Source organism: Mesorhizobium sp. M0626 (assembly GCF_040320665.1).
GTDB lineage: Bacteria > Pseudomonadota > Alphaproteobacteria > Rhizobiales > Rhizobiaceae > Mesorhizobium.
Map to the genome: position 1 here is coordinate 112,308 of NZ_JAMYQD010000007.1, position 13,132 is coordinate 125,439.

General features: G+C 63.5%; 10 protein-coding genes. 5 read left to right on the forward strand and 5 right to left on the reverse strand.

What is annotated here, in order from left to right:
* Positions 1–14 precede the first annotated feature (14 nt).
* From NKI37_RS10615 to NKI37_RS10630, 4 genes are read right to left on the reverse strand one after another with little or no spacing between them, the layout of a single operon-like run.
* Positions 15–1,364, reverse strand: a complete 1,350-nt coding sequence (locus NKI37_RS10615) for an aminotransferase class III-fold pyridoxal phosphate-dependent enzyme (RefSeq protein WP_023708115.1) — start codon at positions 1,362–1,364, stop codon at positions 15–17.
* A 20-nt stretch (positions 1,365–1,384) separates the two neighbouring features.
* Positions 1,385–2,047, reverse strand: a complete 663-nt coding sequence (locus tag NKI37_RS10620) for an HAD family hydrolase (RefSeq protein WP_023704730.1) — start codon at positions 2,045–2,047, stop codon at positions 1,385–1,387.
* A complete protein-coding gene (locus NKI37_RS10625; RefSeq protein WP_352787585.1) occupies positions 2,044–3,324 on the reverse strand; it encodes a Tm-1-like ATP-binding domain-containing protein in 1,281 nt (426 codons plus the stop codon). The genes NKI37_RS10620 and NKI37_RS10625 overlap by 4 nt, the downstream gene beginning before the upstream one ends.
* Positions 3,324–4,094, reverse strand: coding sequence for an IclR family transcriptional regulator (locus NKI37_RS10630; RefSeq protein ID WP_352787588.1), 771 nt, complete (start codon positions 4,092–4,094; stop codon positions 3,324–3,326). Before NKI37_RS10630 ends, NKI37_RS10625 begins: the two co-directional genes overlap by 1 nt.
* Positions 4,095–4,260: 166 nt before the next feature.
* On the opposite strand from NKI37_RS10630, the gene NKI37_RS10635 reads away from it, so the two are divergent.
* From NKI37_RS10635 to NKI37_RS10645, 3 genes are all read left to right on the forward strand, one after another.
* A complete protein-coding gene (locus NKI37_RS10635) occupies positions 4,261–5,709 on the forward strand; it encodes an APC family permease (RefSeq protein ID WP_023692262.1) in 1,449 nt (482 codons plus the stop codon).
* A 63-nt stretch (positions 5,710–5,772) separates the two neighbouring features.
* Positions 5,773–6,966 carry a cytochrome P450 gene (locus NKI37_RS10640; protein ID WP_352787592.1) on the forward strand — a complete coding sequence of 398 codons (1,194 nt, stop codon included), beginning with the start codon at positions 5,773–5,775 and terminating at the stop codon, positions 6,964–6,966.
* A complete protein-coding gene (locus NKI37_RS10645; protein ID WP_352787595.1) occupies positions 6,963–8,450 on the forward strand; it encodes an aldehyde dehydrogenase in 1,488 nt (495 codons plus the stop codon). Before NKI37_RS10640 ends, NKI37_RS10645 begins: the two co-directional genes overlap by 4 nt.
* Positions 8,451–8,627: 177 nt before the next feature.
* On the opposite strand, the gene NKI37_RS10650 is transcribed toward NKI37_RS10645, so the two are convergent.
* Complete coding sequence (locus tag NKI37_RS10650) at positions 8,628–10,919, reverse strand: mechanosensitive ion channel family protein (protein ID WP_352787598.1); 2,292 nt, start codon at positions 10,917–10,919, stop codon at positions 8,628–8,630.
* Positions 10,920–11,201: 282 nt separating this feature from the next.
* On the opposite strand from NKI37_RS10650, the gene NKI37_RS10655 reads away from it, so the two are divergent.
* Both NKI37_RS10655 and NKI37_RS10660 read left to right on the forward strand, forming a co-directional pair.
* Positions 11,202–11,804 (forward strand): ANTAR domain-containing response regulator, encoded by a 603-nt coding sequence (locus NKI37_RS10655; protein WP_023686949.1) that lies wholly within the window; start codon positions 11,202–11,204, stop codon positions 11,802–11,804.
* 2 nt (positions 11,805–11,806) lie between these two features.
* Entirely contained in the window at positions 11,807–13,045 is a 1,239-nt protein-coding gene (locus NKI37_RS10660; protein WP_352787706.1) for a CmpA/NrtA family ABC transporter substrate-binding protein, read from the forward strand.
* The last annotated feature ends 87 nt before the right edge of the window (positions 13,046–13,132 follow it).

Here is a 13,132-nt window from a genome sequence, read left to right on the forward strand (position 1 = left end):
CGTCAGCGGGTCTATCAGGCCCTCGACAGACCTGCATCGATGGCCTCGCCGATCTTTGCCACGTCGGCGGCGCCGATGATCAGCGGCGGCGACAGGATGATGTTGTTGCCGGACACGCGCAGCATGACGCCGGCGTCATAAGTGGCTTCCGAAACCACGGCCATGGTCTTCTTGTCCACCGGCTTTTTCGTCGTGCGATCGGAGACCAGCTCTAGCGCAGCCATCAGGCCCTTGTACCTGATGTCGCCGACGATCGCGTGCTTGGCTTTTAGCCCCTCCAGCGTCGCCGCGAGCTCGATGCCGCGCGCGGCTGCGTTCTCGTCCAGGCGAAGCCGCTTGGTCTCGGCAAGTGCAGCCAGCCCTGCCGCGCAGCCGACAGGATGGCCGGAATAGGTATAGCCATGACCGATCGCCCCGAAGCTGGTCTTGTCGGCCTCGAAGACGTCGGCGACCTTGGCGCCGATCAAGGTGGCGCCGAGCGGGAAATAGCCCGAGGTGATCGCCTTGGCGATGGTCATGAAATCCGGCTTCACGCCGGATAGCCGCGAACCCGACCAGGCGCCGGTGCGACCGAACCCCGTGACCACCTCGTCGGCGATCAGCAGGATTTCGTGGCGGTCGCATATCTCGCGGACCAGCGGCATGAAGCTGTCATGCGGAACGATGACGCCGCCGGCGCCGAGAACCGGCTCCATGATGAAGGCGGCAATGGTGTCGCCGCCCTGGAAGGCGATCTCATCCTCCAGCGCTTTGGCGCACAGTTTGGCCAGCCGCGCCGGATCGGTCTCATCGAACGGATTGCGGAAGGTCCAGGGTGCGGGAATGTGGAAGACGCCGGGCATAAGCGGCTCATAGTTGCGGCGGAAATTGGCGTTGCCGTTGACTGACGCGCCACCGAAATGGGTGCCGTGATAGCCCTTCTTCAGCGCGAGGAATTTTGTCCGGTCGCCCTGGCCGCGGATCTTCCAGTATTGGCGGGCGAGCCGCAGTGCGGTTTCGACCGAATCCGAGCCGCCCGAGGTGAAGAAGGTCCGCACCATGCCTTCCGGTTCGAACCATTCGCTGAGTTCGTAAGCGAGCTCGATCGACGGGCCGGTCGACGTGCCGCGAAACCCGGAATAGTAGGGCAGGGCGCTGAGCTGGTCGGCGATGGCCTTCTTGATCGGGTCGCAGGAGTAGCCGAGATTGACGTTCCACAGTCCGCCAACCGCATCGAGCACGGTGTTGCCGTCGATGTCGGTGACCATCACGCCTTCGCCTTTCATGATCACCTTTGGCGGGTTGGCCCGCATCTCGGCCGGGTGTGCCATCGGATGCCAGATCGGCTTGGCGTTTTTCTCGGTGAGGAAATTGATGTCGCGCATCGCAAGGCTCCGCAAATGTCTCAGGAGATGAGGTCGAAATGGCCGAGGGCCTCGGCATAGGAAAGTGCCGGCCGCGCGACGTCGAAATGAACGGTGCGCATGCCGACGGCACGGCCGCCATCGACATTGCGCTGCTGGTCGTCAACGAACACACAGGCGCGGGCAGGCAGGCCAAGCGCCTCGGTCACCAAGGCATAGGCGCGCGGATCGGGCTTGAGGATGCGGGTATAGGTGGCGTCGACGATGGTGTCGAACAGCTCGAGCAGCGGCAGCCGCTGACGGAAGCCGGCGCCATAGAACAGATCTAGCTCGTTGGACAGGATCGCCAGGCGAAATCCCGCCGCATGCACGGTCCGGATGGCGCGGACGGCTTCGGGCCGCACGATCTTTTCCGGCTCGGCTCCGCGTGCGCGCTGGACGAATGTCTCCATTGCCTCCCAGTCCTCGCCGACGAGCCGGCCGACTTCGCTGGTGCGGGTGCGCCAATAATCGCGCTCGCTGATGTCGTTGGCCTGCATGGAGCGCCACAGCGGATCTGAATCCGGGTCGAACGGCCCGTGCCATTGCAGCGTTCCCGGCGCGAGGCCGAGCGCCTGTTCGGTCAAGGCATGGGTCTCGAAAAGGGTCCGGGTGACGACGCCGCCGAAATCGAGGACGAGCGCCTGGGCAGGAACAGCGCTCACGCAGCCACTCCCTTGGCCGGCATGCCGCGCGGGATGATGCCTTCCTCGACCCAGCGGTCGAAGATTTCGAGCGCCTTGCCGACGAACTCGTCGCTGTTGATGTGGGCGTCGATCTCGTGGAACTCGACGCCGGCGGGAATGGCCTTGCGCATCTCATCGGTGAACGCCGCGAGGGCTTCGGGTTCGTACAGCGGCTCGCCCTGCGCATCCCATTCCTGGATGCCGCCGGAGGGCAGGATGAAAGCGGAGCGCCCCTTCGACGCACCGAGCTTGGCGGCGATGGTCCTGGCGACTTCACGGCGGTCGGCGGCATCGACGGTGATCGAGCCGATCAACCTGTTATGAGCATGGAATGGCCGCTGCGCGAACTTTGTCGGCAGCGCCTGCCAGGTCGGCAAATCGACCATGTCTACGGCGCCAGGGGCTGCGATCTGCGGAATGCCGCGGGCGCCGGCATTCTCGAGCCGGTCGGCGCCGGAGCTGACGACCGAACCGGCAAGATGATTGGTGATCTCCTGCAGGCTGAAGTCGAACACCGCGCAGAAATGGTCCTGGCTGGCGATCGATTCGAAGGCCCGGCCCCCCATCCCGGTGGTGTGAAAGACTGCGACGTCATAGCCGCGCTGCTCCAACGCCGGCTTCAGCGTCTTCATATAGCGCAGGCAACTGCTGCCCAGCGAAGTCATGCCGATGGTCGGTCCGACCGCCGGGGCCGAAGCACGGGATGCAAGCACGATCTTCGCCGCACCGACCACCGCGCCGCAGGCCTGGGAAAGGACCAGCTTGCAGATGGTGTTGAGGCCGTAGAGCCCGCCTGCCCACAGGATCATCATCAGGTCGGGCGCGACACGCTCGGGCGGAATGAGATGCGAGTAGGCGATGGTCGAGACGACGAATTTCGGCACGCCGAGCGGCAGGCACAGCGCGACATCGAGCGCCAAATCGGTTCCCATCGAACCACCGATGGCGATGAAGGCGTCGATCTCGCCGCGCTGGTGAAGCTGGCGCACCAGCTGAACGGCGCCGACGGCCATCAATGTCATGGCGGTGTTTTCATCGCCGCTCGAGACGATTTCGGCCATCGTCACGCCAGCGGCCCGCGCAACGGCATGCTTGTCGTGATCGGGACTATAGGCGGGGGCGCCCAGCACGCTGACATCCATCATCACGGCGCGGCCACCGGATGCCTCGATACACGCTTTCATGAACAGCAGTTCGTCGGTCTTGGTATCGCCCGTGCCGATGACCAGGATGCGGGGCGCCATATCTGCAGACATCAGGCCTGCCTCCTCAGGGTTTGCAGGTTTTCGCCATTGAGGCGCATCGAAATCTCCCGTGCCGCGGTCACAACCGCAAGCCCTCGTTCCACGATCGCAGCCGGTGTCGTCCTGGCCTTCGGGGCTGCCACCGCAATTTTCCCCAGCGCAAGTCCATTGGCGGCGCGGATTGCAGCCGCGACGCCGATCACGCCGTCCTCATGGCCCTGGCCGCAGATCGAATAGCCGCGGTCGCGCGCCTCGCCGATCGACTTTGAAATGGCGGCCGGCTCGACGAGGGTATGATCGGTGAAGGCCTCAAGCGAACCTGTCAGGCATGCTTTCACGGTCGCGTTGTCGGCGAAGGCGAGATAGGCGATGCCGGAGGCGGTGGAATGCAGCGGCAGAAGCTGGCCGACATCGATGTTCACCCGGTTTGCCCAGCTTGAATGCTCGACATAAACGGTGATCAGCCTGTCGACGCCGAATTCCGACAGATGCACCGTCTCGGTTGTCGAACCCGCCAAATCCTGCGCCACGGGAATTGCCGTTTGCAGGAACGGGAAGCAGGCTTCGCGGATACGCGCCAGCCGCGACAGGCCGGCGCCGAGGCGATAGTGCCGCGTGCCGGCATCCTGCTCGACGAAGCCATGGCCGCCCAGCGCCATCAGCAGCCGCCGCGTCGCCGCCTTGTCCAAGGCGCACCGCCGCGCGAGATCGGAAAGTCCGAGCTCGGGCTCGTCCGCCGTGAACAGCTCCAGAAGTGAAATCGCCTTGCCGACCGTACCCATCCAGCCTCCCGCTCGGATAGAAACTTAATGTGTGAATTAACTTGACAGGCATCCGCATTCTTTGCAAGTCTATATTCAAAATAAGGGTTCAAATAATGAACCGATGGCATTCAGGGAACAGGCCGAGCGGCCGCGAACCCAGGGGTTCGTAAGACTGGAGGGACAAATGTCAGCAGTTTCGGAACAGGCGCCCGCCAACAGGCTGCGCAAGAACAGTCTTGGCGTCGGCGCTATCACCTTCATGGTGATTTCGGCGGCGGCGCCGCTCACCGCGGTCGCCGGCGGCACGCCGCTCGGCATGCTTATGGGCAACGGGGCGGGCTTTGCCGGAACCTATCTTATCGTGACCGTGTTGCTGCTGCTGTTTGCGGTCGGCTACGTCGCCATGTCGCGCCATGTCGGCAATGCCGGCGCCTTCTATGCCTATGCCGCGCGCGGGCTCGGCGGTTTTGCCGGCGGCGCAACCGCAATCATCGCGATCCTGTCCTACAACGCCATGCAGATCGGGGTCATGGGCCTGCTGGGGGCCGCGACCGCCGGCCTGTTCGCCGGCTGGGGCATCGACCTGCCCTGGTGGGTGTGGAGCTTCATCGCCGTCGCCATCGTCGCGGTGTTGGGCTACCGCCAGGTCGACCTCTCGGCCAAGATCCTGACGGTGCTGGTGCTGTGCGAATACATCGTGGTGCTGGTGTTAGACCTCGCCATCCTCAAGACCGGTGGCGACAGCGGCCTCTCGGCGGCGCCGTTCAGCTGGAGCCAGATCGTCAGCGGCTCGCCCGCCATCGCCATCCTGTTCTGTTTCGCCGCCTTCATCGGTTTCGAGGCGACGACGATCTACGCCGAGGAAGCCCGCGACCCCAAGGTGACCATTCCGCGCGCCACCTATTTCTCCGTGCTGCTGATCGGCGTCTTCTACATGGTCACGGCCTGGCTGATGGCGGTCGGCGCCGGCGTCGACAAATTGTTGCCGGCACTGCAGGCGCTTCAGGATCCGACGACTTTCCTGTTCGGCCTGTCCGACCGCTACGCCGGAACCATGCTGTCGCACGCCATGGGCATCCTGTTCGTGTCGAGCCTGTTTGCCGGCGTGCTGGCGTTCCACAACGCGGTTGCCCGCTACATCTACGTCTCGGGCCGCGAGAAGCTGTTGCCTGAAGCGATCGGCGTGACGCATTCAGTGCACCAGAGCCCGCATGTCGCTTCCGTCATCCAGAGCGTGTTGGCAGCGATCGTCATCGGACTGTTCGCGATACTCGGCCTCGATCCGGTTCTGGCGCTGTTTTCCTGGCTGACCAATGTCGCGACGCTGGGAGTCATCGTCATGATGGCGGTGGCCTCGCTCGCCGTGGTGATGTACTTCCGCGCCAACCCGTCGACGCAGGAGAATGCGCTGAAGACCACCATCCTGCCTGGGCTGGCCTTCATCGCTTTCGTCGTCATCATCTACCTGATCGTCATTAATTTCGGTGGCCTGTCCGGGGCCGGTGGCTTCCTTGGCGTGTTGCTGCCGGGGCTGGTGCTGATTGCCGCGGTGGTCGGCCTGCTGCTTGCCGGTGCGTTGAAGAGCCGGGATCCGGTTGCCTTCGAAAATCTCGGCGTGCCGCTGAAGGACTAGGACAAAGGACAAGGGGGTAGCGCGTTCGGCGCCGCCCCTTTCCATCGCAAGGGAGTAACGGCGTTGAGCTTTGCCGAGAGCATCACCGTTGAGGCGCTGGAAGCCGATCCGTATCCGATCTATGCGGAACTGCGGCGCAGTGCGCCTGTCGCTTTCGTGCCGGCGGTCAATCTCTGGTTCGTCACCCGCTGGAAGGACGTCGAGACCGTCGCAAAGTCACCCGACATCTTCTCCGCCGTCGTCGGTACGTCTCCGGTCGAACGCTCGTTCGGCAAGCCGACCATCCTGACCACCGACGGCGAAACGCATAGACAGCTGCGCCAAGGCGTCGATCCGAAATACCGGCCGCGCACCGTCGCCGCCTATGCCGGCGATCTCGTACGGTCGATTGCCGAACCTTTTCTCGACCGGATCGCCGAACAAGGCTCCGCCGAGCTGATGGCGGATTATTTCGAGCCGGTGTCGACGCTCAGCCTGGCGCGCTCGCTTGGCCTTGCCGACACCGACATGCCGACGCTGCGCCGCTGGTTCTATGGCCTTGCGCAGGGCGCCATCAATTTCGAGAACGACCCGAAGCGGCAAGAGATCGCCGACGCGATCAGCGCCGAGGTCGGCGCAGCCATCCGGCCGACTCTGGATAGACTGGCGCGCGCCCCCGACGGCTCGGCGCTGTCGCATATGCTGCATGACGGCATGCCGGAAGGCACGACGCGGCCGATCGATTTCTTGATGCCAAGCATCAAGGTCATCCTGCTTGGCGGCATGCAGGAGCCCGGACATGGTGCCGGTTCGATCCTCGCCGGCCTGCTTGCGCATCCCGAACAATTGCGGCAGGTGCTCGCCGATCACGAGACGTTTGTGCCCAGGGCTGTCGATGAAGGCTTGCGCTGGGTGGCGCCGATCGGCACCCAGACGCGGCAGACGACGCGGGCGGTCGAGCTTGGCGGCGTAACGATCCCTGCCGGCGCCGCGGTCGCTGCACTTGTCTCCTCGGCAAGCCGCGACGAGAGCCGCTTTGCCGAACCAGACCGCTTCGACATCAACCGCAGGGAAGGTAATCATGCCGCCTTCGGCTTTGGTCATCATTTCTGTTCGGGCCGGTTTTTCGCGCGCGAGCAGATGTGCCTTGCATTAAGGCTGCTGCTCCTGCGCTTCCCCGATCTCAGCCTGGTGCCGGGCAAGGTGCCGGTGTTTCGCGGCTGGGAATTCCGCGCGCCAACCACGTTGTATGTTTCCCTGGGAGTCCGCCACCAATGATCAGCCAGAATGCCATCGACGCGCTGCGCAAGACGGAGATCGGCGAGCGGGGCTTGTTTATCGATGGCGTACAGGCCGCAGCGACGAGCGGCGCGACACTGGCGGTGATTTCGCCGATCGACGGCCGCCCTTTTGCCAGCATCGCCGACGGCAATGCGGCCGACATCGATCGCGCGGTCCGATCGGCGCGAAAAGCATTCGAGAAGGGTTCATGGTCGCGCGCCGCCCCTGCCTTCCGCAAGAAGGTGCTGACGAAATTTGCCGAGCTGACCGAAAAACATGTCGATGAGCTGGTCGTGCTTGGCGTGCGCGACAACGGCACCGAGATCGGCATGGCCTACAAGGCCGAGCCGCTGTCGGCGGCCGGCACCATCCGCTACTACGCCGAGGCGATCGACAAGGTCTATGGCGAGATCGCGCCGACGGCCGACAATGTGCTCGGGCTGATCCACAGGGAGCCACTCGGTGTCGTCGGCGTCATCGTGCCGTGGAACTTCCCGCTGATGATCGGCGCCTGGAAGATTGCGCCCGCACTGGCCACCGGCAACAGCGTCGTCGTCAAGCCGCCGGAGATCGCCTCGCTGACCTTGCTGCGGCTGGCCGAACTCGCAAGCGAGGCTGGACTTCCCGAAGGCGTGTTCAACGTCGTTACCGGGCATGGTGCTGTCGCCGGCGAAGCGCTTGGCCTCCACATGGATGTTGACGCCATCGCCTTTACCGGATCGGGGCCGGTCGGCCGGCGGCTGCTCGAATACTCCGCCCGTTCCAATTTGAAGCGGGTCTTCCTCGAGCTTGGCGGCAAGTCGCCCAACATCGTCTTTGCCGACGCTCCGGACCTGAAGCAGGCGGCGGTCGTCTCGGCCAACGGAATCTTTCGCAATTCAGGCCAGGTCTGCGTTGCCGGCTCGCGTCTGCTCGTCCAGTCGTCGGTCTATGATCGTTTCATGGACGAACTTGTCTCGGCAACCACGCTGCTGAAGGTCGGCGACCCGCTCGATCTCGCCAGCGATGTCGGTGCGGTATCGAGCGCCGAACAGCTGGACAAGAATCTCGGCTTCGTCGCCATGGCGCAAGCCGAAGGCGCCCGTCTCGTCGCCGGCGGCAAACGGATACTGACCGAGACCGGCGGCAGCTACATGGCGCCGACGATCTTCGAGAACGTGACGCAAGAGATGCAGCTGGCGCGCGAAGAGGTGTTCGGACCTGTGCTCGGCGTGATGCGTTTCGAGACCGAGGAGGAGGCGGTGCATCTCGCCAACTCCACCGTCTACGGACTTGCCTCGGCGGTGTGGACCGCCAATCTTTCCACGGCCCATCGCATGGTGCGCGCCATCAACGCCGGTGTCGTCCACGTCAACACCTATGGCGGAGCCGATATCACCGTGCCGCTTGGCGGCGTCAAGCAGTCCGGCTTCGGTCGCGACAAGTCGCTGCATGCGCTGGAAAAATATATCGACCTCAAGACCGCATGGATTGCGCTCTGAGCCTCGCGGAAAGGCCAGCGTATCTGCTCTTTTCGTCAAGCTTGGCCTCAGGAACGCCACGCTGGTGCTGGTTGGCGGCGATCGCGTCACCGCTATCGGCAGTTCCGACTAGCGTGGTGTCGTGGGTCCAGGCTTCGCGCGGAAAGCCGTGTTGCGACCGGCCGGTATCACAGCGTCCTACTCCGTTGTGCTCGCTTTTTTTCTGCGCCGATTGGTGTGCGACTGGGCGACGGCCATTCGTAATTCAGGTGTGACCTCCAAAGGCGCATTCTCTGTCCCATGCGGGTCTTGCAGCCCCTGGACGTGGACGGTCGGGAATGGGAGTTCGATGCCCTGCTCCTTGAAGGCCTGGCGGAGGCGCAAAAAGAACCTGCCTTTCATGCTGAAGGCGCCTCCAGGTCTGGTCGTGACCTTGACCCTCAAGACGATGCCGTACTCGCCGAACTCCTGCACGCCCTGCATCTTGATCGGTTCGATCACCCAGTGTTTGAACTCCGGATCTTCCGCCAGTTCCAGGCCAATTCGCTTGATCAGTTTGCGGGCGAAGTCGATATCGGTGTCATAGCCAACGGTGATGTTGAATTTGTCGGTGACCCAGTCGCGGCTCTGGTTCTGCACGGCGCCGAGTTCACCGAAAGGTATCGTGAACAGCGGACCACGATGGTGGCGCAGCTTCACCGAGCGCAGCGAAAAGCTCTCCACCGTACCCCTGTAGCTGCCCGATGAAATGTATTCGCCGACACGGAAAGCATCGTCGAGCAGATAAAACACGCCAGAGATCACGTCCTTGACGATGGTTTGCGCGCCAAAACCCACGGCGACGCCGACGACGCCGGCGCCGGCGATCAGCGGGCCGATCTGGATGCCGATCGAAGCGAGCATCATCAGCACCGCCATCACGATGATCACTGCTAGCAGAATGTTCTGGATGATCGGCAAAAGCGTGTGCAGCCGCGCCTGATGCGGTTCGAGGGTGAGGATGTCCTCCTCGCCTATCACCGCTTGCGGGATCGCGGCGACGCCCAGCTTTCGTTCGATCAAGGCTTTGATGATCGACCAGCCGAAATCGGCAGCAAGGGCAATGACCACGACGTTGATCAAGCCGCGCAATATGAGCATGGTGGTCGTATCGCTGCCGCGCATGGATTGCATGTCCAGGCCCAGTACGCGTGCGAGAAGGTAAGCCGCCGCGAGGATGAAAATCATCCGGATACCGCGATCGATGACAGCGATCGTCACCGCCGGGATCGTCGGCCGGCCCGCATCTTCCGAACCGGGCCGCAGGACGAAATTAACCCCGCGCTCTGTCAGCACAATTGCCAAAGGCAGGAAGAATGCGGTGAAGGTAAACCAGAAGAATGTGTAGAGCCCGGCAATGCGTTCGAGGAACAGAACGACGAAATAGGCCGTCAACAACCATGTCACTGCCGTGTGACCGCTGTGGCGCACGCGGTCTCGCTGCGTTCTTGGCCGACGCCAAATGGCCAGCAGGAAGAGCAACAGCAGGATGAAATCGGCGCCGACGAACAGGACCATCATTCCGTCCTGGTCGATGCCGAGACCCGGCAAGAGGACAAAAGCGGCGGCGAAGAAGGCGAAAACGCCGACGATCCGGGGCAGCCAATAAGCCCAATGGTCAGCAGCTCCGTTGGTGATCGGCAGGGCACGAACCTCGATGGCGTGCTCGACCTCCATGAAGGAAGGGACGAGCGTGGCCATCACGTACAGGCGCACAGCCCACGTAAAGACCGCAGCCATCAGAAATGTCAGCACAATCTCGCGGATGAGCGCTGGCCAGTCGAACAGCATGAACGCGCCGGCGCTGCCCAATGCGAACGAGCCGATCATCATGCTGGAATAAAGGGTGCGGCCGCCGATCTTCTTGGCCCGCCCGATGGGCGTATCTCTGGGTTGCGCGATGATCCAAAGACGAAATGGACGGGTGAGCTTGTATATTGCCCAGGTGAGCGCCAGGCCGGCAGCGATAAAGATCGCAATCAGCACCAATATGCTGACGGGGCCCTTGCTGGACATATCATCCATGGTATTGGCCCGGACGCGCGCGAACTGGTCCGGCAGCGAAGGCAAGGTTCGCACGATCTTTTCGATGTGATGCTTGATCCGATCGAGCGTCGAGGATGCCATAGTATTCATCTGGCCCGGTGCGGCCACGGCGTCGGCCGGCGGAGCGCCAGTCTCGGCAGGCGCTTCCGTCGATCCTGCGCCCTGATTTCGTTGCTCGGCCACCCAGGCCTTCACCGACGGATCGTCGAGAAGCTCGAACAGCTGTTTGACCTTGTCGGGCGTGACGGCGGCCGGTGCCTGGGCCTGTGCCGGACCAGCCAACAGGAGGGCGATGCCAAGGACGAGCGGCCCGGCTATCAGGACGAACATCGCCGTCAGGTTCCCGGGACGCCGTGCCGGGCGCGCCGGCTCCCTGGCCCCTAATCGTCGTTTCATGAGCAGCATCGTGCGGTAACCTTCCGGTCAGATCGGCGAGCAAGGACAGCTATGTCCGTCGTTGCCCCCACCTTTAACAAGCCGATGTTGCGGTGCAAGTCTCATCGCACCTAGACCGTTGGGTAGGGCACCAGGCGACCGGCAAGGCTGTCATCACCAGTGCCAGCGTTGCGCTGCATTCCTTGTCCCGACCACCCAGACCGGGTCGTTGTCGGTCGGGGTTTGTTCCGCGGCGGGAGCCTGTGACCATGCCGCATTGCACAATTTTGCGACCTTGCCCACAATGCACGCATGGTCCGCAGCTCACTCGCCGTCCTGGTCATCGACGAAAACCGTATCCGCGCCGCGATCATCGAGGCAGGTTTGCGCGAGGCCGGCCATGAGCGGGTCACCGTCATCCACGACGTGACCGGCATTGCGCGGCGCATTGCCGAGATCGAGCCGGACGTCATCGTCATCGACCTGGAAAACCCGAACCGCGACATGCTGGAAAACATGTTCCAGCTGTCGCGTGCGGTGAAGCGGCCAATCGCCATGTTCGTCGACCGATCGGACCAGGCATCGATCGAAGCGGCGGTCGATGCCGGCGTTTCGGCCTACGTCGTCGACGGCCTCAGGCAAGAGCGCGTCAAGCCGATCCTGGACATGGCGGTCAGCCGCTTCAACGCTTTCTCGCGCATGGCGCGCGAGCTGGAAGAGGTTCGAGGCGAGCTTGAGAGCCGCAAGGTGATCGACCGTGCCAAGGGCATCCTGATGAAGTCGCGCGGCCTGACCGAAGAGGCCGCCTACACGCTGCTGCGCAAGACGGCGATGAACCAGAACCGCAAGATCGGCGACATTGCCCAGAGCCTGGTGACTGCCGCCGGGCTGCTCGGGCCGCCGGAGGACGAATGAGCATGAGCGCCGAGCACCAGATCACCGCCGGCTTCATGCCGCTCTTCGACAGTGCCGTGCTGGTTGCGGCGGGTGAGCTTGGATTTGCCGCACGCGAGGGCATCGATCTCACACTGCACCGCGAGACCTCCTGGGCCAACATCCGCGACCGCATCGCCATCGGCCATTTCCACCTGGCGCACATGCTGGGGCCGATGCCGCTCGCCTGCAATCTCGGGCTGACGCCGCTTGCTTCCGAGACAATCGTGCCGTTTTCGCTCGGGCTTGGCGGCAATTGCGTCACCATCTCCAACGCCGTCTGGGAAGGCATGGCGGCACACGGCGCCATACCCGATCTCGAGCCCGCGCGCGCGGGCGCAGCCCTTCGTGCCTTCATTCACGAGCGCGCCGGGGCTGGCGGCGATCCGCTGCGCTTTGCCGTGGTGCACCCGCATTCGGGGCATAATTACGAACTGCGCTACTGGCTTGCCGGGTGCGGCATCGATCCGGAGCGCGAGATCGAGATCGTCATCGTGCCACCGCCCTTCATGGCCGATGCGCTGGTCGCCGGGCGGATCGACGGCTACTGCGTCGGCGAGCCCTGGAACAGCGCCTCGGTCGCCGCCGGCACCGGCCATATCGTCACCGTCAAGGCGCTGCTGTGGCGCAACAGTCCGGAGAAGGTGATCGGCGTGCGCAAGGCCTGGTCGCAGGAGAACCCGGTCGCGCTGGCAGCATTGCTGCGCGCGCTGCATCATTCGGCGCGCTGGTGCCAGGATCGGGGCAACCACGCCGAACTGGCTGGTGTGATGGCTCAAGTTGGCTTCCTGGGCCTGCCACCAGCTGTCCAGATGCCGATCCTGACCGGCCATCTTGAACTGGGCGGCGGCGCCGAACTGGATGTCGACGACTTCTTCCTGCCCTTCGACAAGGCGGCGAACTTTCCGTGGAAGAGCCATGCGCTGTGGTTCTATACGCAGATGGTGCGCTGGGGGCATGTCGAGCACACGCCGGAAAACCTTGCTATCGCCCGTGACTGCTACCGTCCGGACCTCTACCGCTCGGCGCTAAAGCCGCTTGGCGTTGCACTTCCCGGCGCCAATGCGAAGGTCGAGGGCGCGCTTAAGGTCGCCACGGCTGTCGGTGCGACCGGGGCAGGCTTGGTGCTTGGGCCGGACGGCTTCTTCGACGGTCAGACCTTCGACCCCGACGAGATCGACGGCTATATAGCGCGCCAGAAAGCGGCTCGCGCGGAAGCCTGATCATTCTCGCGCCATTCTTGTGCATTGCACAAAAAATGTGCGTGCGATTGCTGTAGTGAACAATCTTTGATCTGCTTGCGATGTCGC